This window comes from Nautilia sp., assembly GCF_053994455.1.
Genome location: NZ_JBMYAU010000017.1, coordinates 1 through 24376 on the forward strand (window position 1 = coordinate 1; position 24376 = coordinate 24376).

Sequence of the window (24376 nt, forward strand, 5' to 3'; positions counted from 1 at the left end):
TTTTAATGGAACTTCAATGGAAATTTAAAGGAAAAGAGTGGAAAAATCGGAGTTATTGAAATGTAGGGACAAAATTGAAAACATCAGACAAAAAATGAACTGGGATATTAAAAAAATCCATGAAATTTTAAAAGAAAAGTTTGATAACGTGCCGGTTGATTATAATACTTTTTTTAAGCAATACAAATATGACGGCGTAAAATATAAAGGTTCAATTAAATATTTTTGTAAATATTACGAATATATCTATAACCTAAAAGAAGTTCAAGAAAAATTAACCGCTCCCTCAAAAACAAATACACTTCAATTAATAGCAGCTGTAATCATCGGTATTTTGCTTGGACTTATAACATGGAATGTCCTTTTTCCTGATATGGAATTAAAAAAAATTTATAATAACAAAGAATGCTTAAAAAAATGTATAAAGCAAACTATTCAAACACCCTCAAAATAATACCATTTACCTTTTTTTAAAAACCGACTTTTTTCCGTCATTACATAATCGTCAATATACGCCTTAAATTCAACAAACGCCTCTTTTTCACCGTCGATAAATTCAATTATTTCAAGTCTTTTAAATTCACTCTTACTGAATTCTTTAATCGATTTTTTCCATTCGTTTATGTCTTTTTCAAAGTGCGGTGAATCGGGATGAGTTGTTTTTACAATATAATCAGCGTTTCCGATAGCATATGCCGTGTATCTGCTTTTCATTAGAAATAAAGCGTTCGGAGCGCTTCTGATTTTGTGCCATTTATAACAGCACTCTTTGTATTTCTTACCGCTTCCGCAGGGACACGGAGAGTTTTTAGAAAATTTCATAATAAGCATTTTCCCCTTTACAGTTTATAAATTCGTTTATAACGCTTCCGCCTTTGGCGTATATGATGTTTTCAGGTATATTTTCAGGAAACACTACTCTTTCTTCTGGAATGTTTTCTTTAACCCAGCTTAACATAATATTTTTACTCTTTGAATTAATATAGATCTTTTCATCCCTTTGAAACTGCGAATTCAGAGCTTTATCATGCTTGGCCGTCACTATCTCAAAAGGTTTTTTATTATATTCAAAATCTTCATTTAGAAATTTAAATTTACCGTTATCTGTAAAAAAGCCCTCACTGTATGGAGGCTTATCGAATACTTTTTTGCGGTATATTTCATCCCCTGTTTTTTCCAAATCGGCATTTAATATTTCGTCGATATAATCATCCTCGCTTTTTAAGCCCTCAAATTCAAACTTATCCATTAAATATTTTGTTAATTCATATTCGGATATTGTTTCTTTACCGTTAAAAAATCCTTGTGATTTTTTAGCGACTAATACATATTCGTGAAAGTAACTCCCCCTCACATCCTTTTTCTCAAAAAAATCTTTACTCGGGATAAAAAGCGCAATTTGAGCGGTTTCATCCATATATTTACCAAAAACGACCGTTGTTTTGTTTTTAAGTTTTTTCCATTCGTTTCTGTTTGGAAAACTTACAAGCGGGTTTGCCGCCTGTACAAAAACAACGTCGTAATCATCAAGGTTTATATCCCACAGCGACACTTCGTTTTTATGATTAACACTGAAAGGGTTGTTTATTCCGTATCCGCTGCTGCCAAGAAACGCCACTCCTTTTGTCTTTTTCCCGAAATATCCGAACATGTAAAAGAGGCTGTCAATAGCCCATGTGGTTTTCCGGCATTCTTTACATTTTGCCGTTCCAAGTCCTGTAAGGACTGCACCGCCCTGCTTTATAACTTTAAAAAGTTTCATTAATTCTTCGTTATTTATTCCACATTTTTTCATTAGATCTTTTTTATCATACGAAAAGACTATTTTTTTATACTCATCAAAATTATCACTTACTTCATATTTCTCACTTTCAATCACCATTTGAGCCAGCAGTATCGCCAAGTAAAAATCACTGTTTGGTTTTACCTGTATGAAAAGATCCGAATTTTTAGCTGTTTTTGTATTTATGGCGTCAATAGTCACGGTAAACTTGTCTTTTATCATAGGAATAAGATGAATGTTTGTAACATACGGGTTTCTGCCCCAGATGATGATATTTTTGGCGTTTTTAATTATCCATGTCGGAAGTATTAGTGATTTTCCGCGTCCTTTAATTATCCCCTCTTCTCCAAGCCCGTCGCATGTAGAACCTATGGCAAACGTAGCTCCGTAATTCTCAAAAAAAAGCTTGGTTACATTTTGCATAACCCCCATATTACCGGAGCCTTTTACAAAAAGAACTCTTTTGGGATCTGTGTTTTTTAATATATCAAATAATTTATCCAGAGCTTCCTTTAACATAATGTTTTTACTGTTGTATTTAGGAGATGTTTCATAAGGGAATTTGAAATAATTATTTAGCTTCCAGCAAAGATACGGAGTTATTCCTTTGCCTTTAATTTTCCATTTTCCATTTTCCATTTTACATTGACAAGCGTCCCAACAGTCAAGCGGACAGAACATTTTGCAACTCTTTTAAAAATCTTATTACTTTTTTATTATGTTTATTTTCTTCAATAGCTTTTTGTATCGCAAGATTTAAATCATTATTTTTTGATATATCCAACAGTTCATTGTAAAAATCAATAAGATAGCCAGTTACCACTTCCCAAACAATCTTCTCATCTATTCCAAAATATTCATAAACTATAATATTTCTAAAATCTACAATTATTTTAAAATCTTTTTTTAGAAAATCAAGTTTAATTAATTTATTTGTAGCTTCACCTATAATTTCAAGCTCTCTGATTACTGCATCCCATGTTTTTTCATCATATAATAATTCTTGTGCATTGCTGAAATCTTTTGTATATCTTTTTATTTTATCGATTGCAATAAAAATATCTACAATATAAAATTCAGCATCTCTAAACATATATTAAATCTTTTTGGATTTTGTTTTTAATGTATGCTCTTACTTTATGAGACAGTCCTAAATCAACTTTTTTTCCAAGATGTTTTTCTAAAAAATATTTAAGTTCAAAATACTTTTGAAAAGAACTCGGCATTTCAACAATTAAATCAATATCACTTTTTTCATTTGCTTCGTCTCTTGCATATGAGCCAAAAAGAGCTATTTTTTTAACACCGAAACGATTTTTTAAAAGATCTTTATTTTGTGTTAAAAAATTTAATATTTCTCTTTTTGTCATAAAATGCCTTTTTTATAAATTATAGCATATTTATTTTATTCTTATTGTACCATTTTCCTGAATGATTTTATCTTCTTTAATCAGCTCGTTAACAGCAGATTTAAAGGCTTTTTTACTGACTTTGAAGTACTTTTTAATCTCTTCGGGGTCTGATTTGGTGGTTATTTTCATTTCGCCCCATTCTTTTAGAGCTTTATAGACTTTATCTTTAACATCATCTCTTGAGCCTATTTTCTGAAGTGAAAGATCAAGTTTTCCGTCCTCTCTTACGTTTTTGACAAACGCTTTTTTCTTCTGTCCCACTCTTACATCTTCAAATATTTCGTTATCAAAAAGCATTCCCTCATACATATCATCAACAATACATTTGTATCCGAGAGGCGTTTTTGCAATCACTATTATTTTTACTTCATCGTTAACATCATAGTTTTTCGCTTTTTTGATGTGGCGTGAGAGTTTGGAATCAAGCATAAGTCTGTCGGTTTTTTCGTCATATACGATTTTACCTATTACACTGTCGCCCTTGTTCAACTGTTTTTTCATATTTCCAAGCGGCATGAAAAGATCTTTTGACATTCCCCAGTCAACAAACACACCGAATTTTGCTACGTCTACAACCCTGAATACACCGAATTCACCGTATTCGTATCTCGGCTTATCGGTGGTTGCCACGTATCTGTCTTCCGAATCGTTATAGATAAACACTTCTATTTCATCGCCTATATTCATATCATCGGTTACGTATCTGTTAGGAAGTAAAACAGTGTCACCGTCAAGAGCTTCAAGGTAAAGCCCCTGAGGAGTCTTTTTGGAGATTTTGAGTCTGTTAAGAGAACCTAATTTCAAATATTCTTCAATCATACGTTAAACCTGAAATGCATTACGTCCCCGTCCTGAACCACGTAATCCTTACCTTCAAGTCTCATGGCACCCGCTTCTTTTGCACCCTGCTCTCCACCGTATTTTATAAAGTCTTCATAGCTTATAACTTCCGCTCTAATGAAACCTTTTTCAAAGTCGGTATGAATTACACCGGCTGCCTGAGGTGCTTTTGTTCCTCTTTTAATAGTCCAGCTTCTAACTTCGATTTTTCCGGCTGTAAAATAGCTGATAAGATCAAGTTTTTCATACGCTTTTCTGATTATCTGATCAAGTCCGCTCTCTTTAGCTCCGAGGCTCTCAAGGAATTCATGTCTTTCTTCATCACTCATATCAACCATTTCTTCTTCAAGTTTTGCACAGAGTTTAATTACTTCCCTTCCGTGTTTTGCTGCATATTCTTTTAATGCTTTTACGTATTCGTTATCTTCTGCTAAGCCCTCTTCATCTACGTTTGCACCGTAAAAAATCTCTTTGTTAGTAAGAAAGTTAAGTTCTTTTTCAAGTACTTTAAACGCATCTTCGTCTTTTTTAGGGAATGTTTTTACAGGGTTGCCTTCACTGATCCATTCCATAAGTTCTTCTGTTAGTTCAAGCTGAGCTTTTGCGTCTTTGCTTCCTTTTGCTTGTTTTTGAAGTTTTGCTATTCTTTTTTCAAGGGTTTGCATATCCGCATATAAAAGTTCCTGTTCAATAATTTCAACGTCTCTGATAGGATCTACACTGTTTTCTACGTGAATTACGTTCGGATCTTTAAAGCATCTTACCATGTGTAAAATAATATCAGTTTCTCTGATATTGGCAAGAAACTGGTTTCCAAGCCCTTCACCTTTGCTCGCACCCTTTACAAGCCCTGCAATATCGACGAATTCAATTGTAGAGTACTGAATTTTATCAGGATTTACTATTTTAGCCAGCTCTTCTATTCTCTCATCCGGAACGGGTACTATTGCCTTATTTGGCTCAATAGTACAAAACGGATAGTTTTGAGCTTCCGCGTTTTGTGTTTTTGTAAGTGCATTAAATGTTGTGGATTTTCCGACATTCGGAAGACCTACTATACCAACTTTCATTAAAATCCTTTTTTGGTGAAATTATATCGAAATAAGGCAGTAATTATATGGAAATGTTAAAGGAAGTTATGTTTGCATGGGTTGTTAAGGTTATTAAGGTTTTTATTGTATATTACTAACTAACAACCTTAACAACCTAAATAATTTTAAAAACTTATAATTCAAAGTGATTTAAGGAGCGTGACAAATGTATCCACCCCGAAACCACTTGCGCCGTGAGGGTTGAATCCCCATGCTTTTTCCACAAACGCAGGTCCTGCGATATCAAGGTGAGTCCATTTTTCTTTGTTTTCGTCTTCAATAAATTCGCTTAGGAAAAGCCCTGCGGTAAGCGCTCCTCCGTATCTGCTTGAAGCAATGTTGCAGATATCTGCGATTTCGCTTTTTAATAGTTTTGGCAGATATTTGTTAAACGGCAGGTATGCGAAATGCTCACCCGTTTTTTCTCCTGTGTTTATAATGCTTTCGATTTTTTCTTTTTCAAATCCCATAACTCCGCACGTATATTCTCCTACACCCACAACACAGGCACCCGTAAGTGTTGCAAAGTCATATATTTCATCAAAATCTTTGATGTTTTCCTGAGCGTAGCACAGACAGTCAGCCAAAACAAGTCTTCCTTCCGCATCTGTGTTTCTGACTTCTATAGTTTTTCCGTTTTTGGCTTTTAGCACATCGTCAGGCTTGTATGCGTTGCCGCCGATCATATTCTCAGCCGCACCGAGTATTGCGTGAACTTCCACATTTAATCCCAGCTCACTGATTGCTTTGATTATTCCAAGTACCGTTACCGCACCTGATTTGTCGCTTTTCATAGTTACCATAAAGTCACTCGGTTTAAGGCTTAGCCCTCCACTGTCATAGCAAAGACCTTTTCCGACTAAAACGATTTTTCTTTTTGCTTTTTCAGGCTTATATGCAAGATGAATGAGTCTTGGAGGATTAGAGCTTGCTTTTGCAACACTGTAGAATGCGTGATATCCGTTTTCAAACAGGTAGTTTTCATCGTAAATATTGCACTCAAGTTTGTTTGTTTTAGCTACATCTTCGGCAATGCTTGCAAGTTTTGCAGGTGTCAGCTCGTCAGGTACCGAATTGATAATATCCCTTACGAAGTTAACCGCTTCAGCTCTTACTTCTGCTTCTTTAATTATTTCGTCAAAATCTCTTTTAGAATTGATTGCTATCTTTTTAACAGGGTGTTTTGCTTTTTTACTTTTATATTTGTCAAATTCATAATCCCCCAGCATAAAACCTTCAAAAAACGCAACCAAAACATCCTCGTTTTTAGTATTCGGAGGTGTAATTTCCACGCTTTCAAATTTGTATTTTTTCAGTGATTTTATAATTGCAGCGGTTGCCGTTTTTATATTTTCGGGGTTTAGCGATTCAATACCTACGTAAATTCTTTTTTTCTCAGGTAAAACCAAAACCTCCCCGTCTTTTCCTTCAAATCCGTATTCTTCAAACTTTTTAGCCCCGTTTATTACAATTTCGGCTTTAACCTCGCCTTTTCCTTTTATAAATTCCATATACGCTCCTTATATTGTATTTGCGTAATTATAGTAAAAATAAGATTGGTTTGTGCTAATTACTTCAACACCCACGCCGAATTATGTTTTTCAAATCCGATTTTAGGATAAAATCCAGTTCCGGCGGGGGCTGAAAGCAGGATGATTTTGCAGTTTTTATGAAGTTTTTGTTTTAATCTTAAAATAAGTGTTTTTCCGATTCCCTGATGCTGATACTCTTTATCCACAGCCAAGTCTGAGAGATAACAGCAGTAATGGTAATCCGTAACGGCTCTTGCGATTCCGACTATTTTATCATTATCGTAAGCTGTTATTATAATATCTGCGTTTTTAAGCATACCTTCTATAACCTCAATATCATCGGGTCTTCTTTCTGCTAAAGCGGAGCGGTTTAAAATATCTATAAAATCACGGGCAGATATCTCAGGATTTATTTTGTATTCAATCATTTCTGTGCTTTTTTAAGCTCTCTTTTTTGATCTTCCCTGTGATTGATATACCAAAGCAGAGCAAGCATCGTAATGGCAAAAGCGATACCGAAATACCAATGATGTTTAACCCATTTTAGAAGGTTTATTATATGTTCACCGAAAATATAACTCGGAATAATCGTAACGCTCGCCCATACAAATGCGCTTATAAAATTTATAATCGCGTATTTTTTCGGATCATAACCGCTGATACCTATAGCCATAGGAATAATCGTTCTCATTCCGTATATGAATCTCTGGAGAAATATTACCCATCCGCCGTATTTTCTAAGAAGCAGTCTTGCCCTTGCGAATTTACCCCTGTGGGCATGCAGCTCTTCCAAAACCCATTTTTTGTTAAGTTTACCGAGGTAAAAATAGATCTGATCCCCCACAAAGCCCCCGAGTGCCGCAACTATTATGGAAACTATCATATTCATATCCCCGGTATGGGACAAAACCCCCGCCATTACCAGTCCCGTTTCACCCTCGGCAATCGACCAGAAAAACAGGATAATGTATCCGTACTCTTTTAATAAATTTACAAGATTGTCTTCCGTAAAGAATTCTTTTACGGTTTGAAAGTCAAAACCGTATAAAAACGTTGCAAACAGAATAAAAAAAACTAACCACTTTTTCATAACACCTCTTTTGTTATGTTTTCTATAAAATTTAAATTAAATTCGTTTAATATATTTTCATCAATTATATTTAATTTATATATCCAGTTTTTTGGAAAAGTTTTTAATCTGTAAATTAAATCTTCCACATTAAATACCGCCTTTTTTTTAGCGCATTCTATTATACTTTTATATTCGGGGTTAAAAAACTTATCTATTATAAATAAATCAAATACATCCTTTGCCTCATCTCTTCCTAAAACCGCTAAAAATTTATTTGCACAAATATTTTCAATATTATCTAGTACTAGATTATTTCGGACTACAACCTTATTACAATAAACACTTACATCGTTAACAAAATCAATTTTTAGATTATCAATTTTCCACCTTATAAAATCCTTACTTTCAATTTCCACTTCAATCTTAAAAAAATCATTTAAAACAGTTTTTAATCTTTTAACTTCTAAATTAAAGATTTTTGAAGTATTGGTAAAAAAATCCAAATCATCGCTATACCTCGCATTAACATAATATCTATGAAGACAAGTCCCGCCCGTTAAATAAAACTCCGTCGAATTTTCAAAAACAATATTTAAAACTTTATCTTGAAGAGCATATAATTTTTTATAATAATCTTTTAATTCCATTCAAGTTCTTTTACTTTAACATTTTTATCATTAAACAGTATTTTTTTAAGCACATTTATACGTCTATTTACAAAATCTTTATTAAAAACCGGTTTATAACTATATAAAAAGTCTTTAATTTCTTCTTTTGTAAAATCTTTTAAATCTCTTAATATATTTGGACTATAATTTAACACTTTTTCAAATAAGATTTTTTTTGTTCTTATATCATTAAAGTCAATTTTGTCTATTTTATAATCATTCCAAAAGAGATGTTTCAAAGTAAGCCTTTTTTTTGCGAAATTGTAGCATATTTTAAAAATTGAAAAAAAGGGATTGAAATTTAATCGAAATGCAAGATATTTTTTGCCTGAATCATATCCTTATCGCCTCTTCCCGAAAGGTTTACGATTATGAGTCTGTTTTCGATATCTTTTAGTTTTTTCAGATAAGCAACCGCGTGAGAGCTTTCGAATGCGGGAATAATCCCTTCTTTCTGACTTAGCCACACAAATGCGTCAAGAGCTTCTTTGTCGGTTATATAGTCGTATTTTACATTGCCTTTTTCAAAATGAAACGCATGTTCCGGACCTATTCCCGGATAATCGAGCCCTGCTGAAATGGAATACGCTTCTTTTATCTGCCCGTCTTCATCTTGTAAAAGATAGCTCATCTGACCGTGAAGTACGCCGGGGGCGCCTTTTAGGAGACTTGCGCCGTGTTTGTCTGTTTCCACACCCATACCCCCGGCTTCGATACCTATACACTGAACACCCTCTTCTTCAAGAAAATGGGAAAAAATCCCCATTGCATTGCTTCCGCCTCCGATACACGCTATTACATAATCGGGCAGTCTGTTTTCTTTTTTAAGAATCTGCGCTTTGGCTTCATATCCGATAATCGCCTGAAAATCCCTTACCATCATAGGATACGGATGTGGACCGGCAACGGTTCCGATTACGTAAAAAGTATCCCTTGCGTTTGTAACCCAGTATCTTATCGCCTCGTTCATCGCATCTTTTAGTGTTCTACTGCCGCTTTTTACCGCATGGACTTTAGCTCCTAAAAGTTTCATTCTGAATACGTTAAGTTCCTGCCTGTGAACGTCTTTTTCACCCATAAACACTTCGCATTCAAGTCCGAAAAGCGCTGCGGCCGTTGCTGTGGCCACACCGTGCTGTCCTGCTCCCGTTTCGGCAATCACCCTTTTTTTGCCCATTTTTTTAGCAAGCAGTACCTGCGCTATCGTATTGTTTACCTTATGGGCTCCGGTGTGGTTTAGATCTTCCCTTTTCAGATAAACTTTCGCGTTTAATTCTTTGCTGAGGTTTTGTGCAAAATAAAGGGGCGAGGGACGCCCGATATATTCTTTAAAATAATAATCCATCTCTTTCCAGAAATTTTCATCGAAACGGACAGTGTTATAAAATTTTTCGAGTTCCAAAAGAACGGGCATCAGCGTTTCTGGCACATAACGTCCGCCGAATTTGTCAAAATGCCCTTTTTCGTCAGGGTCGAATATAGGCTTTGGTATATACATCACTATCCTTTAATATTTAACTAAACTGTCCACTTCTACGCCAAGAGCTTTTATTTTCTCAGCTCCGTCTAAAAATGTAAGCTCTATTAAAAATGCGGCCGCTTCGATTTTACCGCCTATTTTTTCAATAAGTTTCACCGCGGCTTCGGCCGTTCCTCCCGTGGCAATCAAATCGTCTATAAGCAAAATTTTGGGATTTTGTACGTTTTTAAATGCGTCGATATGAATTTCTATTTCGTCAAATCCGTATTCAAGCGCATACTTTTCCGCGACGGTGGTATAAGGAAGTTTGCCTTTTTTTCTAAGAGGGACGAATCCTTTTTTTATCTTAGCGGCAATGGCGGCACCGAAAATAAAACCCCTGCTCTCAATTCCGCATACGAAATCGACGTCTTTATATTTTTCACTGAAATAATCGATTACCTCACTGAAAAGCTCCCCCTCGTTTAACAAAGTTGTAATGTCTTTAAAAATTATACCTTTTTGGGGATAGTCGGGGATGTCCCTTATAGCCTGTTTTACTTTATCAGCAAGTGTCATTTTTTCTCCTTGGTTTAACGCTAAAAAGTCAAAAGATTTTTAGCGGATTATTTAACTTTTTCGAGATAATCTCCGGTTCTTGTGTCAATCTTGATTTTGTCACCTTCCACTATATGACAGGGAACCGTAACTACCGCGCCCGTTTCAACTTTTGCCGGTTTTCTGCATGCACCGCTTCTATCTCTGTTGCTGACCGGCTGAGTTTCAACCACTTCAAGTTCGACTGTCAAAGGAAGCTCCACACCGATAACTTTTCCATTGTGAAACAGTACGTCGACATTCATGCCTTCAAGCAAAAACCCTTTGCTTTCTTCAAAAACTTTCAAATCAATCGGTATCATTTCATAAGTTTCGTTGTCCATAAAATAATAAATGTCGCCTTCGTTGTAAGAATACTGGTATTTTCTTCTCTCAAGGTTAGGTTCGTCCGCTTTGTCTCCCGCGTGAAACGTTTTTTCAATAACCCTTCCGTCGATAAGGTTTTTAAGTTTCGTTCTGACAAACGCGGCACCTTTTCCGGGTTTTACGTGATGATATTCGATTATTTTATACGGAATTCCGTCGAGTTCGATATTAAGATATTTTTTTAAATCGCTCATGCTGTATGCCATTGTTTCTCCTTTGAATTATCTGTTAAATTTCTGCGTATCCGACGCTTAACGCCGCTTTTAGGTTTCTAAGTTCGTTTAAGACGTTTTCATTTACTTCGTTGTCCACAATAATAACGGCCATAGCCTGACCTTCTTTGTTTCTTCCGAGTCTGAAGTCGGCTATGTTTATGTTGTTTTTTGCAAGAGTCATACCGACTTCCCCTATTACTCCGGGAACGTCGGTGTTTTTAAAGAATATCATTTTGCCTTTGGGTTCGAATTCAAGGTCAAACCCTTTAAATTCGACTATTCTCGGATGTTCTTCAAGCATGGTGCCGCTTATTGAATATTCCCCGTCGTCCGTAATTACTTTAATGTTTACAAGGTTTTTGTAAGTGTCGTTTTTAATTTCTTTACTTTCTGTTACGATACCTTTTTCGGTTGCTATAAATTCAGCGTTTACGTAGTTTACATTTTCCGTAATGTTTTGAAGGAGTCCTACGAGTGCAAAAGTAAGAACTGATTTGTCTTCTTTTGATATGTTTCCGCTCAGGTTCACTTTTACTTTTTTTATCGATTTATTGATAACCTGTGACAGGATGTATCCCATTTTTTGTGAAAGTTCAAGATATTTTATAACCCATTCGGGCGTGTTTGCCGTATTTATAGGAAGGTTAAGCGCATTCGGGTAGCTGCTGCCCCTTAGCGCTTCTATAATTCCTTCAGCCGCCTGGATTGCTATTCTTTCCTGTGATTCTTTTGTATTAGCACCGATATGAGGTGTAACCGAGGTGTTTTCAAGTTCGAAGAAAGGATGTTCGGTTAGAGGCTCTTTATTAAAGACGTCTATTCCGAGCCATGCGATTTTTCCGGATTTTAAAGCTTCGGCAACGTCTTCTTCGTTATATAACCCTCCTCTTGCACAGTTTATTAAAACAACCCCGTATTTCATTTTCTCAATTTCTTTTTTGGTAATCATATTGATTGTTTCTTTGGTTTTAGGGGTGTGGATTGTAATAAAGTCACATTTAAGAATTTCATCGAAATCCGTCGTATATTTACATCCTAAATCCGTAGCCTTACTCGGATCGATATAAGGGTCGTAAGCAATTACGTCCATTTCAAGAGCTTTAGCCCTTATCCCAACACGGCTTCCGATGTTACCGAAACCTATAATTCCAAGTTTTTTACCTGCAAGTTCGATTCCGAGCCATTTTTCCCTGTTCCATTCTCTTTCTTTTTTCAAATTCCAAACGGCGTTTGTAAAACTTCTTGCGGCGGTGAGCAGATGAGCCATTGTAAGTTCAACAGCCGCTAAGGTGTTAGCCGTCGGTACGTTCATTATAATAACGCCTCTTTTGCTTGCGGCTTCCATATCTACGTTGTCAACACCGACACCGGCTCTTACCACCGCTTTTAATTTTTTGGCGTGAGAGAGAAATTTTTCGTCAACCGGAGTGGGACTTCTTGTAATGACGCCGTCGGCGTCTTCTATTACTTTTAAAAGTTCGTCTTTCGGTGTTCTGCTTGCATCCACAAGTTCGATGTCTTTCGCCTTTTTAAGTATTTCGAATCCGGCGGGATGTATAGGGTCACAAACTACTACTTTCATTCATATCCTTTTAATGATTTTTTTTATTTTTATTTTAAAATTATAACTTTTAAAAATTTTAATGATTTTTTCAGCCTGTGCTAAAGATTTGAACAAAATAAAAATTTCGGTTTTTTTCTTTTCAAGCATGGAATACACAACACCTTCGTTTTCAAGTATTGCTTTTATGTTAAACAATGCATATTCGTCGTTTGCATTTATTACGACTTTATAGAGTATAATGTTTTTATACTCTTTAAAATCGATTTTCATAAACATTTCCCGTGCCGGAAAAGTATATGAATTAAAGAAGAGTTTCGTAACATCCCCTTTAATTTTTATTTTTTCCGATTTGTTGAATTCGGTCGGTTGAAAATTTTTAATCTCCGGCTGTGAAATTTTATCATAAGTAACAAACAATATACCCACAATTATAAAGGTTAAAATAAAAATTATTATTTTCATTCAGCAAGCTTAACCCTCTCACCGTTTATTTCGATAATTTTTCCTTTGAAATCGTCCCCTACTTCGTACTCTTTTTCATAATCCTCTTTTCTGACAAGCGCTTCGATGTCACCTAAATCGATAAACATTCCGAAATCGGTTATATATTTTACTGTTCCTTCCACTTCGTCGCCTATTTGATGGTTTTTTGCAAAAGCGTCGTAAGGGTTCGGCATTGCGTCTTTTCTTGAAATAATCACTTTGTTTTCTTCGGGTGAAATGGTTATGATTTTAAATTCGAGTTTGTCTCCGATATTAAATATTTCATTTGCCTTTTCACCTTTTTTGAACGATGCGAATTTGTTCGGCAAGAGCGTGCTTATACCGTCTATTTCAACAAAAGCGCCGACATTTATAAATTTGGTGATTATACCTTCCACCACATCACCTACATTATATTTTTCAGCAAAAATTACGGCCGGTTTTGTCAAAAGGTTTTTTCTTGAAACCCTTAATTTCTCTTCTTCGGGATTTATTTCCACGATTTCCACTTCGATTTCGTCGCCCAAGGTTAAATCATTTATCCCTTCCCAGTTTATTTCGCTTATGTGCAAAAATCCTTCCACGCCGTTTCCGAGATCCACAAAAGCCCCGTAATCGGTAATATGCGAAACCGTAACTTTTACAACGTCGCCGATATTTAGTTCTTTCACCTCTTCCCATGGGTTAGGCAGTGTTTTTTTGATTGAAAAAATTCTTCTTACCGGGTCAATCAGTTTGACCTGAACTTCGTCGCCTTCGCTGATATACTGTCGGTGATCTATTTTTTTGTAAAAAATTTCTTCTTTAGGAACAAATCCGCTGATTCCGTCAATGTCAATTACGAGACCTTTAGGTTTAACCTTTGTAACTACGGCATTGATTATTTCATCAGCCCTGCTTTCAAGTTTTTCTTTTATATCGTTAAGATATGCTTTTCTGTCCACAACAACGGAATTTTGTTTAAATTCTTTTACATACGCCTTAACCGTTTTACCCACAACGCTTTCGTCTTCTTTTAAGCCGCTGAGGCTTTTAGGGAGAAAAATTTCCTGTCCGTCCACATATCCTACAAATCCTCCCTTAATTAATTTTTCTATTTTAAACTCTATTACGTCACCCACTTTTAATTCGCTCATGCTAATTCCTTTATCTTTGAGATTATTTTTTCAACCAACCATTCAGGTGTGGAGGCGCCTGCGCTTATACCGCAGTGCGATTTGCCGTTAAACCATTCTTTTTTCAACTCTTCTACACTTTCCACGAGATATGCCGTACTGTATTCTTTTGCGATATTATAAAGCTGTTTTGTGTTTGAAGAATTTTTTCCGCCGATTATAATCATAATATCGGCTTTTTTGGCAAGTTCTCTTACCGCATCCTGGTTTTCGAACGTTGCGTTGCAGATAGTGTTAAACACTCTTACTTCTTTATAATTTTGAATAAGATAATCGGTGATTTTAAGGTAATCTTTTACTTTTCTTGTAGTCTGGGCCACGGTTGCGATATGCTCTTTCAGTTTGACGTTTTTAAGTTCCTCTGGTGTAAGCACCACGTATACCCTTTTATGAACCGAATAGCTCATAACACCCTGTATTTCCGGATGGTTTTTATCGCCGAAGATTACGATATCATATCCGAGTCTGCTCATCTCTTCCACAATTTCCTGCGGCTTTTTTACAAAGGGACACGTGGCGTCGATAATTTCTATGTTTTTTTCTTTGAGCTTTTGAAGTTTTTCTTTCGGTATTCCGTGTGTTCTTACTATTACCCTTTTTACATTTTCGTCGATATCTTCAATGCTTTCCACGTATTTTACATTATAGTTTTCGGCAAGTCTGTTAATTTCAAGGGGATTGTGAATCAGGGGCCCGAGCGTTACCGCGTTTTTTGATTCTTCCGCAATTTCGACTGCCCTTTTTACACCGAAGCAAAAACCGTAATTTTTGGCTTTTTCAATTTTCATTATTCACCTTAAAATCGGCTATTTTTTCAAACAGTTTAAAAAAATTCGGAAAGGAAGTGTTTATGCTCTCGGCTTTTTCAATTTCCATTCCGCAAAGAAGCCCGAGCACGGCAAAACTCATAGCTATTCTGTGATCGCCGTGCGAGTCTATTTTTGCTTTTTTAGGAATACCGCCTATAATTTCATACCCGTCTTCGAGCTCTTCCGCTTCAATTCCGCACGCTTTAAGCCCGCTGATAACCGCAGTGATTCTGTCCGATTCTTTTACTCTCAGTTCTTTTGCGTTTTTAACGAGGCTTTTGCCTTCCGCCACGGCCATAGCCATTGCGAGCGCCGGCAGCTCGTCAATAAGCCAGGGAATGTTTTCACTGATTTCTATGCCTTTTAATTCGGCGCCTGTTACTATAATATTGCCGATCGGTTCGTATTTGTCTTCTTTTAAAACATATTCGATTTTTGCGCCCATTTTCTCAAGCGCTTTATAGCTTTCTATTCTCGTAGGGTTTAGTGTTACGTTTTTAATAATCGCCGTTGAATCCGTAATGGCCGCCGCAACCGCAAAGAAAAACGCGCTGCTCGGATCGTTCGGCACTTCAATGTTCAGAGGTTCAAGTTTATTTTCAAGCGGATATATTTTAACTTTGCATTTTCCGTCTTCCATTTTGCTTTCAAGTTTAGCACCCATACCAGTAAGCATTCTTTCCGTATGGTCACGGCTAAGCATAGGCTCTTCGTAATATGAAGGCTTATCGGAATTAAGTGCTGCTAAAATCATAGCCGATTTTACCTGAGCCGAAGCAATTTTGCTTGTATAATCAAACGGTTTGAGTTTTCCGCCCCTTACGGCCAAAGGCGCCAAATCCCCGTTTTTTCTTCCATCGATTTTCGCACCTATGCTTCTTAAAGGATCAGCCACCCTTTTCATCGGACGGCGTCTTAGATACTGATCCCCGGTTAAGACGAAAAATCCGTCAATACCGGCGAGCAGTCCCATATATATTCTTATGGTGGTACCCGAATTTCCGCAGTACAGAACGTCATCGGCCTCCTGAAGTTTTCGAGGCGCATTGATTGTAATTATTCCGTTTTTTTCTTCCACTTCCGCACCGAGCGATTCGGCGATTTTAAGAGAATTAATCGTATCTTCCGCACGTAAATAGTTTTTAATAACGTTTTGACCTTCCGTCAAAAGGGAAAAAATCGCACATCTGTGCGAAATCGATTTGTCAGCGTCTACTGCAAATTCCTCTTTAAACTTTCTTCCGCCTTCAATTTCCAAAATCATCTAAGCCCTATTCCTTTACTTTCCAACGCTTTTAAAATTTTTTCCATTATATCATTAATTTCGTTATCTGTCAGTGTTTTTTCGCCCTGAATTACAAATCTGACCGTAATTGAGTTGTTTTCACCCAAATCGTAAATGTCTATCGGATAAAAATCTTTAAGCTCAATTATATTCAAATTATCGATAATTTCAAAGAGCTGTTTATACGGTGTGTTTTTATTGACAACAAGACTCAGATCCCTTGTGACTTTAGGAAACCTGTTTATTTCTTTTGCAAGTTTCAGTTCGTTTTTTATTTTCGTTAAATCTATTTCTGCAAAATAGGTGTCGTCTATGTCGAAATCTTTTGCAATTTTCGGATGAAGTTTTGCAATTGTACCGACAGGAGAGGAGTTTAAAATTATTTTCGCATTCTGATAAGGATGCGCCACCGGATGCGATTCGTTTTGAGTAAGACGGAATTCACCTATAATCTGGGCAAGTTTGTCGACCATGGTTTTGAAATTCACCTTAGACGGTTTACCGCTGTTATAAGGGTTTTCATAATCGTTTTGCCCGCTGATGACAAAAGCCATTTTTCTTACCTCTTCGCGTTTTTTATTGTAAACGCTTCCTTCCGTAAATAAAAATATCCTTTTATAACCGTTTGATCTGTTTCTTGAAACGTCTTCGAAAAGCTGAAGCAAAAGAGTTGTTCTTAACGTGTCAAGCTCTTTTACTATCGGATTAACCAGATCCAAATGTTCGTCAACCGTTAAAAACCCGTATTTTTGAAGTCTTTCTTTGTCATCGAAAACAAAATGGAGCGTTTCGTAAAAGCCCTGTGAAACGGATTTTTGTTTGAGAGTGTTTACAAAATCAAGCATTGATATTATATTGTTGATTCTGTTTTTTTCTTTAAACTCGAGCGGTTTTGAATCTATTTCGTCGATTCCGTAAATTCTGAGAATTTCCTCCGCCACGTCTTGAATGTTTTTTATGTCGTTTCTGAAGGGGGGAACCTTCACTTTCATATTTCCTTCGAAAACCTCCACTTCGAATTTAAGCTTTTTGAGGATTTCAACCACCGTTTTTTCTTTTATGTCGGCCCCTATGATGTTTCTGATGGTTTCTATATTCAGGTTGATGTATCTTTCCGGAATTTCGTTTATAAGATCGATAACCCCCGAATAGACCGGAAGGGCAGATTCATTTATAAAATAGTTTATGCCGAATTTAAGATTAGGTTCGCTGCCCCTGCTCGCCCTGAAAAAATAGTCGTCCGTTTTAAGGGAGTTTAAAAACACTATTTCACTCACATAATCGGGATTTATATAATTTGCGTTAATAATGTATTCGTTTGTTTCTTCAAATTCGATGTCGTTTCTGACACCCACGATATAACGTCCGTTTTTTGTTTTGTAAACATCCACTCCGTTTTCGTTTTCGAAAGAAACGCTGCCCGTCGTGCTTAGAACAAGTAAAACACCGGTTGCATGCATTGAGTATTTTAAAACTTTTTCACTCTCTTTTTGGGCTTCTATGTCGCAAAAAGAGAGTCTTAAGTCGATTTTGACATTGGATCTTAAATATCCTTTTACGGCTTTTAATAAATGGGAGGAGTGTTTTATTTCGTTTTTTTCTATATTTACGAGTCTGCCTATGCCTTCTTGCAGTTCTTTTAATTTGTATTCCAGGTTTTTAAGATCAATATCCAGTCCGGCGCTTAGTTCCCTCGCAATGCCGTAGACGCTGAAACAGTCCCCCCTGTTTGCGGTTACGCCGAGTTCTATTATTTCGTCGTTTAAATATTTGCCCGCATATTCCCCCGTTTTGAGTTCTCCTAAGGAATCGTCCATAATCAGTATTCCTTCATGGAAATCCGGTAAACCTATTTCCTTCGCCGCACAGATCATTCCGTTGCTTTCCACACCTCTTAATTTCGCCTTTTTTATTTTAAAATCCCCGGGCAGTACCGCTCCGACTTTTGAAACCACCACATATTCGGCGTTTACCACGTTTGAAGCCCCGCATACAATCTGCAGCGTTTCATCCCCGACATCCACTTTGCATACGTTTAATTTATCGGCATTAGGATGTTTTTGACACTCTATAACTTTTCCAATCACCACATTTTGAGGGACTTCATATTTCTTGTAACCTTCCACCTCCTGGCCTATTCTGTTTAACGTATCGATTATTTCCCGGGTGGAAACGTTTTTAAGATCTATAAACTCCTCAAGCCATCTTCTTGTCACTATCATTTAAACTGCTCCATAAGTCTGATATCTCCTTCGTACATACTTCTTAAATCGTTGATTCTGTGTAAGAGCATTGCAAACCTCTCCACTCCGAGCCCGAATGCGTATCCGCTAACGTTTTCATAACCGACCGCTTTGAAAACGTTAGGATCGACAACCCCGCAGCCGAGCACCTCCAGCCAGCCTGTGTGAGAACACACCCGGCAACCTTTCCCTTCACAGAATATACAGCTTATGTCAACTTCCGCACTCGGTTCCGTAAAAGGGAAAAAAGAAGGCCTGAACCTGACTTTAACGTTTCCGAACATATGTATAAGAAAACTTTCAAGTATAAATTTAAGGTTTGCAAAGCTTACTTTGCCTTCGTCGTCCACCACAAGACCCTCCACCTGATGAAACATCGGCGTATGGGTTAAATCGTAATCCCTTCTGAACACCGCTCCGGGGCTTATCATCCTTATAGGAGGCTTTTGTTTGAGCATCGTTCTTATCTGGACCGGTGAAGTGTGGGTTCTTAAAAGTGTTCCGTCTTTAAAATAAAACGTATCCTGCATATCGCGAGCCGGATGGTATTTAGGCAAATTGAGCGCTTCGAAATTATGAAAATCGTCCTCTACCAGCGGTCCCATTTCCACACTGAAATTCAGTTTCGTAAAAAAGTCTATTATACGGTTCATTGTCTGTGTAATCGGATGAACGGCTCCGCTGCTTTTAGGTACGAAGCTTGTTACGTCTATTTTTTCTTTTTTGAGTTTTTCTTCAAGAAGTTTCTCCTCAAGTTCCTTTTTTTTCTCCGCTATCATATTAAGAGCTTTTTCTTTGATTTCGTTCAGCTCTTTGGCCACTTCCTTTTTTCTCTCGGGTGCCACGTTTTTCAGTTCTTTGAATTTTCGGGTAATTATTCCGTTTTTTCCGAGGTACTTGATTCTGATTTTTTCAAGTTCCTCAAGATTTAAAACATTGCTTATTTCTGACAAATCCACCAAAACCGTCCTTTGTTTGTTTTTTTAGATATAATACTACCAAAAAAAAATGTGAAAAAGAAGGGGTGAGAGGCGGTGAAATCAGGTAAGAAACGGTTAAAAAACGAACCTTCTGTTATTTTCTTTCACTTTTTCTTATCCCGAATTTAACAAAGGAGACACAATGGAATGTATATTCTGCAAAATAGTAAAAGGTGAAATTCCTTCAAACAAAGTGCTTGAAAACGACAAGTTTCTGGCGTTTCACGATATAAATCCCGTCGCCCCGGTGCATGTTTTAATAATTCCGAAAGAGCATTTCCCTAAATTTGATGAAACTCCTGCGGAATTAATGCCGGAAATGGCCGAGTTTATAAAAAGCGTAGCAAAAGAACTTAACATCACCGATTACAGGCTGATTACAAACAACGGAAAAAACGCGGGACAGGAGGTGTTTCACCTACACATACATTTGGTTGCCAATCCGGAAGGGAAACTGTTATGGCCTAGGCTTTCTTAGGTTTTTTTTGATAAAATTCCGGCAAAAAGGGTTTTGATGAAATATGTAGGGGCACACGTAAGTGCTGGCGGCGGAGTTGAAAATGCGGTAAAAAACGCGGCGGACATCGGTGCCGACGGTTTTGCGCTGTTTACAAAAAACCAAAGACAGTGGGCTGCCAAACCGTTGAGTGAAAAATCGGTAAACAAATTCAAACGGTTAATGGACGAGCACGGTTTCAGTGCCGACGCCGTTTTGCCGCATGACAGTTATTTAATAAATTTGGGACATCCGGAGGAGGAAAAACGCGAAAAATCCTTAAAGGCTTTTATAGACGAAGCAAAAAGAGTGGAACGGCTCGGACTTAAATATCTCAATTTTCATCCCGGAAGCCATCTTAAAAAAATTAGCGAAGAGGAATGTCTCGACTTAATAAGTGAAAACGTAAACAAAGCGGTAAAAGAAACGGAAAGCTGTATATTCGTTATTGAAACCACGGCCGGACAGGGCAGTAATTTAGGTTACAAATTCGAACACCTTGCATATATTATAGACAAAGTCGATGATAAAAGCAGAATCGGGGTGTGTATAGACACCGCCCACATTTTTGCGGCCGGTTATGATATCCGCACGAAAGAGGCTTATGAAGAAACTATGAAAATTTTTGACGAAATTATAGGGTTCGAATATTTAAAAGGGATGCATATAAACGATTCTAAAGCCAAATTCGCAAGCCGTGTGGACAGACACCATTCGTTGGGTTTCGGGGAAATAGGGATTGAAGCTTTTAAATTTATTATGAAGGACGAAAGAATAAACAATATTCCCCTGATTTTAGAAACAATAGATCCCGAAATATGGGCCGAAGAGATTAAACTGCTTAAAAGTTTCGAAAATGTATAAATATTTAAACATTAAACGTTCCCCTAAACTCGCCGGAAGCATCGAAATAAGCGGCGCTAAAAATGCGGCCCTTCCGATTATAGCCTCTACCATTCTCTCCAAAAACGACGTAACACTTGAAAACGTGCCGGAAGTTGCGGATGTTAAAACGCTTTTAAAACTTTTTAGCCTTTTAGGTGCGAAATACGAATTTAAAAACAATGTTTTAATAGTAGACACGAACACAATAAACAATACCACGGCAGTATACGAAATAGTAAAAACCATGCGGGCTTCTATTCTGGTTCTGGGACCGCTGCTTGCGAGGTTCGGAGAATGCAAGGTTTCGCTTCCGGGCGGATGCGCCATAGGAGCGAGACCCGTGGATCTGCATTTAAAGGCGCTTGAAGCGATGGGCGCCGAAATAAGGATAGAGGGCGGTTACATCCACGCAACGGGAAAACTTAAAGGCGCCGATATAATTTTTGACAAAATAACCGTAACCGGTACCGAAAACATCATAATGGCCGCCGTGCTTGCCAAAGGTAAAACAAGAATCATAAATGCCGCAAAAGAACCGGAGGTGCTGCAGCTATGCGAAGTACTGAAAAAAGCAGGGGCGGAAATAAAAGGCACCGGTTCGAACGAAATAATCATAAACGGAAGCGACGGAGAGCTGCTGTCGTTTAAAAAAGAAAGAATAATTCCCGACAGAATCGAAGCGGGAACATACCTTGCCGCCGGAGCGATAACCAATTCTAAAATAACGATTAAAAACGTCATACCGGCACATCTTGAAAGCGTGCTTGTAAAGTTTTCCCAGATGGGATTCAGACTTGAGGCGAAAGAAAACGAAATAACAATTTTTCCAGCCGAAAAAATTCTTCCCGCAAACATATCAACAACAGAATATCCGGGGTTTCCGACCGATATGCAGGCACAGTTTATGGCGATAGCCACGCAGGCGGAGGGTGTCAGCATCGTTGAAGAGAGGCTGTTTGAAAACAGGTTTATGCACGTGCCCGAACTCAACAGGCTCGGGGCGAAAATAAAAATACAGAGCAAAACGGCAACCGTTTACGGCCCCACCCCTTTGATAGGCGCCGATGTTATGGCAACGGATCTGAGGGCTTCTTCGGCACTGGTTTTGGCCGGACTTATAGCCGAGGGCGAAACAAATGTACACAGAATTTACCATCTTTTCAGGGGATATGAAAAACTAATAGAAAAATTCACCGCATTAGGCGCCGAAATGGAACTGAAAGACGAGGCCCTACCTTAATATTTCAAAATATATTCGGGCGGTTTCCTTTCTGTCCAGTTTTCTTCCCAAAAACAGCTCCATTGCCAAAACCCCCTGATATACCAGCATATCAAGTCCGGTTTTAGTTTTCAGGTTATGTTTTTTTGCAAGTTTTAAAAAAGGGGTTTCTTTTCCGTAAATGACATCGACGGCATACTTCGCATTTGCAAAAAGTTTTTCCAAAGTTTCAACAGGCGCCGGATAGTTGTCATCGTTGAGCCCCGCACTTGTGGTGTTGATAATCAAATCATAATTCTTTATTTTAAATTCTTCCCACGTAAAAGATACAATTCTTTTGTTTTTGAAATACTGGAGTCTGCTTTCGGTTCTGTTTAAAATGTGTGCGTTTAGAAAAACTACACTAAGAGCCTTTGCGGTACCTCCCGCTCCAATTATTAAAACACTTTCATACTCAAACTCTTTAACCGCCTCTAAAAAACCGGGAGCGTCGGTATTGTAGCCTATTATTTTCCCGCCCTCCGAAACAAGCGTGTTTACGGCCCCTATTTCCTTTGCAATGCCCCTAACTTCATCGGCGAATTTAAAAGCGTATTCTTTGTGGGGTACGGTTACGTTCGCTCCTTTGATTTTCAGTTTTTTAAAAGTTTTTATAATCTCTTCGCCGTTTTCAAGCAGATATCTCCCGTAGCAGGATTTTATATTCTTTCTTTTAAAAAAATAGTTATGCATAAGCGGCGATTTTGAATGTGCAACAGGATTGCCGAATATTAAATACATAAAGCCCCTTTTATTGAAATTATCTTGTTAAATAAAAATAAAACTCTTCTTCGTCAAAATAAAACTTCACTTCGATGGCTTTTTTTTCGGATACGAGTATCTTAAGATTTTCCAAACTGTTGAACACTTTCGGCAGGATCATATTTATATGTACGTTGTGTTTGGCGAATTCCGTTTTCGTGTTCCCCACGATGATATTCGCAAATTCGGACACTATATCATACAGCTCCTCGGGCGAGGAACTCTCTTCCCCGAGCAGTATATATGAAATTTTTTTAGTAAGTTTTTCGCTGAATATTAAAACAACCATACCGTCGATATCACCGTAAAAACCCAAACTGCTGGCTATATGGTTAAGAGTTGTGTCGATATTCATTGAAGTGAGTTCGGGTTTTTCTTTTTCCGCTTTGATTCCCGTCATAAGTTCTATAGTGTTTATTGTGGAATTGACGAAATAAGGGAGAAGGTTTACGAGATCTTTTGTTATTTTTTTCTGTTTTTTATAAACGATACTCATATTTTTTCTGGCGCTCTTCACGATTTCGGAAGCGAGCATTTCATTTTCATCCGCAAAAAAAACAAAACCAACAACTTCCAAATCGTTTATCAGTTTTTTCTGAGTGTTTTTGGAGTTAAGTCCCACTATTATCATTAACGCCCCGTATTCGGCACTTTCAACCCCGAGTTTTGAGAGGAAATTAACGGCGTGTATATTCAGACCTTTTACATTGCCCATATTGAAAACGAACACTCTAAAACCGATACTCAGACTTCTTCTGAAATAATCCATATCAAATTTCCGGGTAATTTCGGTGTCAAGAAAACCTTCAAAATAAAAATAGACGATATTTTCCCTCACCACCGCACTTACACGGTTTGAAAACTTTGAAACTATTGAATCTTTAATAATTACCGCGTTTTTTCTGTTTTTAATTTCCTCCTCACCGGCGACGGTTAAAGGAAAATAACCCTTTTTTACCAGATGGTAGATAATAAGATTTCTGTTTTCCTCATTTTTAATTCCGCATATATAAATGTCTTTGTTAATTATCTCGTCGGTCGTAAAAACCTTTTCGACCTCTTCCGATTCGTATATATTAAAAAACCTGTTTTTTATTTTCAGTACGAGATTGTAAACGTTTTTGTTTAAATTAAAAAAACTGCACTCAACGTCTTTTTTGTATAAATTTTCAAAAACATCGTTTAAAAACCTCACTGCGTTGATGTTCGCACTGACTATTTTGGAAAAATCGATACTTACGTACTTAATGTTTTTCTGCTCAAAAGCTTTTAAATCGGCGGGAGTGATAATCATTCTTACGTTGTTGGCGTCGAGAAACCCCTGAGGTCTGTAATATGCCTTAGGTCCCAAAAAACTTTTGACAACGCCCATTGTTTCGC

At 37.2% G+C, this 24376-nt stretch carries 27 protein-coding genes; 4 read left to right on the forward strand and 23 right to left on the reverse strand.

What is annotated here, in order from left to right:
* Nucleotides 1-37 precede the first annotated feature (37 nt).
* Entirely contained in the window at nucleotides 38-454 is a 417-nt protein-coding gene (locus ACXJIE_RS00880; protein ID WP_456479096.1) for a hypothetical protein, read from the forward strand.
* Here the strand turns inward: ACXJIE_RS00880 and ACXJIE_RS00885 are convergent.
* The 21 genes from ACXJIE_RS00885 to pheS form a co-directional block, all read right to left on the reverse strand.
* Entirely contained in the window at nucleotides 436-822 is a 387-nt protein-coding gene (locus ACXJIE_RS00885; RefSeq protein WP_456479097.1) for a YchJ family protein, read from the reverse strand. The two genes, ACXJIE_RS00880 and ACXJIE_RS00885, sit on opposite strands and share 19 nt — an antisense overlap.
* Complete coding sequence (locus ACXJIE_RS00890) at nucleotides 809-2422, reverse strand: molybdopterin-dependent oxidoreductase (protein WP_456479098.1); 1614 nt, start codon at nucleotides 2420-2422, stop codon at nucleotides 809-811. Before ACXJIE_RS00890 ends, ACXJIE_RS00885 begins: the two co-directional genes overlap by 14 nt.
* A gap of 25 nt (nucleotides 2423-2447) precedes the next feature.
* Complete coding sequence (locus tag ACXJIE_RS00895; protein ID WP_456479099.1) at nucleotides 2448-2876, reverse strand: HepT-like ribonuclease domain-containing protein; 429 nt, start codon at nucleotides 2874-2876, stop codon at nucleotides 2448-2450.
* Nucleotides 2869-3153 carry a nucleotidyltransferase family protein gene (locus ACXJIE_RS00900; protein WP_456479100.1) on the reverse strand — a complete coding sequence of 95 codons (285 nt, stop codon included), beginning with the start codon at nucleotides 3151-3153 and terminating at the stop codon, nucleotides 2869-2871. Before ACXJIE_RS00900 ends, ACXJIE_RS00895 begins: the two co-directional genes overlap by 8 nt.
* Nucleotides 3154-3183: 30 nt before the next feature.
* Nucleotides 3184-4014, reverse strand: coding sequence for a CvfB family protein (locus ACXJIE_RS00905; RefSeq protein WP_456479101.1), 831 nt, complete (start codon nucleotides 4012-4014; stop codon nucleotides 3184-3186).
* The gene (gene ychF / locus ACXJIE_RS00910; protein ID WP_456479102.1) at nucleotides 4011-5105 is read right to left on the reverse strand and encodes a redox-regulated ATPase YchF; all 1095 of its coding nucleotides are present in this window, start codon (nucleotides 5103-5105) and stop codon (nucleotides 4011-4013) included. Before ychF ends, ACXJIE_RS00905 begins: the two co-directional genes overlap by 4 nt.
* Before the next feature lie 161 nt (nucleotides 5106-5266).
* On the reverse strand, nucleotides 5267-6637 hold the full coding sequence (locus ACXJIE_RS00915; RefSeq protein WP_456479103.1) for a leucyl aminopeptidase: 1371 nt from the start codon (nucleotides 6635-6637) through the stop codon (nucleotides 5267-5269).
* 59 nt (nucleotides 6638-6696) lie between these two features.
* Nucleotides 6697-7086, reverse strand: a complete 390-nt coding sequence (locus ACXJIE_RS00920; protein WP_456479104.1) for a GNAT family N-acetyltransferase — start codon at nucleotides 7084-7086, stop codon at nucleotides 6697-6699.
* On the reverse strand, nucleotides 7083-7748 hold the full coding sequence (locus ACXJIE_RS00925; protein WP_456479105.1) for a DedA family protein: 666 nt from the start codon (nucleotides 7746-7748) through the stop codon (nucleotides 7083-7085). The genes ACXJIE_RS00920 and ACXJIE_RS00925 overlap by 4 nt, the downstream gene beginning before the upstream one ends.
* The gene (locus ACXJIE_RS00930) at nucleotides 7745-8377 is read right to left on the reverse strand and encodes a nucleotidyl transferase AbiEii/AbiGii toxin family protein (protein ID WP_456479106.1); all 633 of its coding nucleotides are present in this window, start codon (nucleotides 8375-8377) and stop codon (nucleotides 7745-7747) included. The genes ACXJIE_RS00925 and ACXJIE_RS00930 overlap by 4 nt, the downstream gene beginning before the upstream one ends.
* Nucleotides 8368-8637, reverse strand: a complete 270-nt coding sequence (locus tag ACXJIE_RS00935; protein ID WP_456479107.1) for a hypothetical protein — start codon at nucleotides 8635-8637, stop codon at nucleotides 8368-8370. The genes ACXJIE_RS00930 and ACXJIE_RS00935 overlap by 10 nt, the downstream gene beginning before the upstream one ends.
* 62 nt (nucleotides 8638-8699) lie before the next feature.
* Nucleotides 8700-9896, reverse strand: coding sequence for a tryptophan synthase subunit beta (trpB, locus tag ACXJIE_RS00940; protein ID WP_456479108.1), 1197 nt, complete (start codon nucleotides 9894-9896; stop codon nucleotides 8700-8702).
* Nucleotides 9897-9905: 9 nt separating this feature from the next.
* Nucleotides 9906-10436 carry an adenine phosphoribosyltransferase gene (locus ACXJIE_RS00945; RefSeq protein WP_456479109.1) on the reverse strand — a complete coding sequence of 177 codons (531 nt, stop codon included), beginning with the start codon at nucleotides 10434-10436 and terminating at the stop codon, nucleotides 9906-9908.
* Between the two features lie 47 nt (nucleotides 10437-10483).
* Nucleotides 10484-11047 (reverse strand): elongation factor P, encoded by a 564-nt coding sequence (gene efp / locus ACXJIE_RS00950; protein WP_456479110.1) that lies wholly within the window; start codon nucleotides 11045-11047, stop codon nucleotides 10484-10486.
* A 22-nt stretch (nucleotides 11048-11069) separates the two neighbouring features.
* Nucleotides 11070-12638 carry a phosphoglycerate dehydrogenase gene (gene serA / locus ACXJIE_RS00955; RefSeq protein ID WP_456479111.1) on the reverse strand — a complete coding sequence of 523 codons (1569 nt, stop codon included), beginning with the start codon at nucleotides 12636-12638 and terminating at the stop codon, nucleotides 11070-11072.
* A complete protein-coding gene (locus tag ACXJIE_RS00960) occupies nucleotides 12639-13082 on the reverse strand; it encodes a hypothetical protein (RefSeq protein WP_456479112.1) in 444 nt (147 codons plus the stop codon).
* Nucleotides 13079-14239 carry a S1 RNA-binding domain-containing protein gene (locus tag ACXJIE_RS00965; RefSeq protein ID WP_456479113.1) on the reverse strand — a complete coding sequence of 387 codons (1161 nt, stop codon included), beginning with the start codon at nucleotides 14237-14239 and terminating at the stop codon, nucleotides 13079-13081. The genes ACXJIE_RS00960 and ACXJIE_RS00965 overlap by 4 nt, the downstream gene beginning before the upstream one ends.
* Nucleotides 14236-15066, reverse strand: coding sequence for a 4-hydroxy-3-methylbut-2-enyl diphosphate reductase (locus tag ACXJIE_RS00970; protein ID WP_456479114.1), 831 nt, complete (start codon nucleotides 15064-15066; stop codon nucleotides 14236-14238). Before ACXJIE_RS00970 ends, ACXJIE_RS00965 begins: the two co-directional genes overlap by 4 nt.
* Complete coding sequence (gene aroA / locus ACXJIE_RS00975) at nucleotides 15056-16351, reverse strand: 3-phosphoshikimate 1-carboxyvinyltransferase (protein ID WP_456479115.1); 1296 nt, start codon at nucleotides 16349-16351, stop codon at nucleotides 15056-15058. The genes ACXJIE_RS00970 and aroA overlap by 11 nt, the downstream gene beginning before the upstream one ends.
* Nucleotides 16348-18594, reverse strand: coding sequence for a YtpR family tRNA-binding protein (ytpR, locus tag ACXJIE_RS00980; protein ID WP_456479116.1), 2247 nt, complete (start codon nucleotides 18592-18594; stop codon nucleotides 16348-16350). Before ytpR ends, aroA begins: the two co-directional genes overlap by 4 nt.
* Nucleotides 18591-19577 carry a phenylalanine--tRNA ligase subunit alpha gene (gene pheS, locus ACXJIE_RS00985; RefSeq protein WP_456479117.1) on the reverse strand — a complete coding sequence of 329 codons (987 nt, stop codon included), beginning with the start codon at nucleotides 19575-19577 and terminating at the stop codon, nucleotides 18591-18593. Before pheS ends, ytpR begins: the two co-directional genes overlap by 4 nt.
* A 160-nt stretch (nucleotides 19578-19737) precedes the next feature.
* Here pheS and ACXJIE_RS00990 point away from each other — a divergent pair, with 160 nt between their 5' ends.
* The 3 genes from ACXJIE_RS00990 to murA are packed head-to-tail and all read left to right on the forward strand — an operon-like array spanning nucleotide 19738 to nucleotide 22216.
* On the forward strand, nucleotides 19738-20073 hold the full coding sequence (locus ACXJIE_RS00990) for a histidine triad nucleotide-binding protein (RefSeq protein WP_456479118.1): 336 nt from the start codon (nucleotides 19738-19740) through the stop codon (nucleotides 20071-20073).
* A 36-nt stretch (nucleotides 20074-20109) separates the two neighbouring features.
* Nucleotides 20110-20955, forward strand: coding sequence for a deoxyribonuclease IV (gene nfo, locus ACXJIE_RS00995; protein WP_456479119.1), 846 nt, complete (start codon nucleotides 20110-20112; stop codon nucleotides 20953-20955).
* Nucleotides 20948-22216 (forward strand): UDP-N-acetylglucosamine 1-carboxyvinyltransferase, encoded by a 1269-nt coding sequence (gene murA, locus ACXJIE_RS01000; protein WP_456479120.1) that lies wholly within the window; start codon nucleotides 20948-20950, stop codon nucleotides 22214-22216. Before nfo ends, murA begins: the two co-directional genes overlap by 8 nt.
* On the opposite strand, the gene ACXJIE_RS01005 is transcribed toward murA, so the two are convergent.
* Both ACXJIE_RS01005 and ACXJIE_RS01010 read right to left on the reverse strand, forming a co-directional pair.
* Entirely contained in the window at nucleotides 22208-22975 is a 768-nt protein-coding gene (locus ACXJIE_RS01005; RefSeq protein WP_456479121.1) for a shikimate dehydrogenase, read from the reverse strand. The two genes, murA and ACXJIE_RS01005, sit on opposite strands and share 9 nt — an antisense overlap.
* A gap of 19 nt (nucleotides 22976-22994) precedes the next feature.
* Nucleotides 22995-24368 (reverse strand): chemotaxis protein CheX, encoded by a 1374-nt coding sequence (locus ACXJIE_RS01010; RefSeq protein WP_456479122.1) that lies wholly within the window; start codon nucleotides 24366-24368, stop codon nucleotides 22995-22997.
* Between the last annotated feature and the right edge of the window lie 8 nt (nucleotides 24369-24376).

Bases quoted from the DNA above. Each gene is read 5' to 3' on its own strand.
- ACXJIE_RS00885 (WP_456479097.1), bottom strand. From the start codon at position 822: ATGAAATTTTCTAAAAACTCTCCGTGTCCCTGCGGAAGCGGTAAGAAA.
- ACXJIE_RS00890 (WP_456479098.1), bottom strand. From the start codon at position 2,422: ATGGAAAATGGAAAATGGAAAATTAAAGGCAAAGGAATAACTCCGTAT.
- ACXJIE_RS00895 (WP_456479099.1), bottom strand. From the start codon at position 2,876: ATGTTTAGAGATGCTGAATTTTATATTGTAGATATTTTTATTGCAATC.
- ACXJIE_RS00900 (WP_456479100.1), bottom strand. From the start codon at position 3,153: ATGACAAAAAGAGAAATATTAAATTTTTTAACACAAAATAAAGATCTT.
- ACXJIE_RS00905 (WP_456479101.1), bottom strand. From the start codon at position 4,014: ATGATTGAAGAATATTTGAAATTAGGTTCTCTTAACAGACTCAAAATC.
- ychF (WP_456479102.1), bottom strand. From the start codon at position 5,105: ATGAAAGTTGGTATAGTAGGTCTTCCGAATGTCGGAAAATCCACAACA.
- ACXJIE_RS00915 (WP_456479103.1), bottom strand. From the start codon at position 6,637: ATGGAATTTATAAAAGGAAAAGGCGAGGTTAAAGCCGAAATTGTAATA.
- ACXJIE_RS00920 (WP_456479104.1), bottom strand. From the start codon at position 7,086: ATGATTGAATACAAAATAAATCCTGAGATATCTGCCCGTGATTTTATA.
- ACXJIE_RS00925 (WP_456479105.1), bottom strand. From the start codon at position 7,748: ATGAAAAAGTGGTTAGTTTTTTTTATTCTGTTTGCAACGTTTTTATAC.
- ACXJIE_RS00930 (WP_456479106.1), bottom strand. From the start codon at position 8,377: ATGGAATTAAAAGATTATTATAAAAAATTATATGCTCTTCAAGATAAA.
- trpB (WP_456479108.1), bottom strand. From the start codon at position 9,896: ATGTATATACCAAAGCCTATATTCGACCCTGACGAAAAAGGGCATTTT.
- ACXJIE_RS00945 (WP_456479109.1), bottom strand. From the start codon at position 10,436: ATGACACTTGCTGATAAAGTAAAACAGGCTATAAGGGACATCCCCGAC.
- efp (WP_456479110.1), bottom strand. From the start codon at position 11,047: ATGGCATACAGCATGAGCGATTTAAAAAAATATCTTAATATCGAACTC.
- serA (WP_456479111.1), bottom strand. From the start codon at position 12,638: ATGAAAGTAGTAGTTTGTGACCCTATACATCCCGCCGGATTCGAAATA.
- ACXJIE_RS00960 (WP_456479112.1), bottom strand. From the start codon at position 13,082: ATGAAAATAATAATTTTTATTTTAACCTTTATAATTGTGGGTATATTG.
- ACXJIE_RS00965 (WP_456479113.1), bottom strand. From the start codon at position 14,239: ATGAGCGAATTAAAAGTGGGTGACGTAATAGAGTTTAAAATAGAAAAA.
- ACXJIE_RS00970 (WP_456479114.1), bottom strand. From the start codon at position 15,066: ATGAAAATTGAAAAAGCCAAAAATTACGGTTTTTGCTTCGGTGTAAAA.
- aroA (WP_456479115.1), bottom strand. From the start codon at position 16,351: ATGATTTTGGAAATTGAAGGCGGAAGAAAGTTTAAAGAGGAATTTGCA.
- ytpR (WP_456479116.1), bottom strand. From the start codon at position 18,594: ATGATAGTGACAAGAAGATGGCTTGAGGAGTTTATAGATCTTAAAAAC.
- ACXJIE_RS00990 (WP_456479118.1), top strand. From the start codon at position 19,738: ATGGAATGTATATTCTGCAAAATAGTAAAAGGTGAAATTCCTTCAAAC.
- nfo (WP_456479119.1), top strand. From the start codon at position 20,110: ATGAAATATGTAGGGGCACACGTAAGTGCTGGCGGCGGAGTTGAAAAT.
- murA (WP_456479120.1), top strand. From the start codon at position 20,948: ATGTATAAATATTTAAACATTAAACGTTCCCCTAAACTCGCCGGAAGC.
- ACXJIE_RS01005 (WP_456479121.1), bottom strand. From the start codon at position 22,975: ATGTATTTAATATTCGGCAATCCTGTTGCACATTCAAAATCGCCGCTT.
- ACXJIE_RS01010 (WP_456479122.1), bottom strand. From the start codon at position 24,368: ATGGGCGTTGTCAAAAGTTTTTTGGGACCTAAGGCATATTACAGACCT.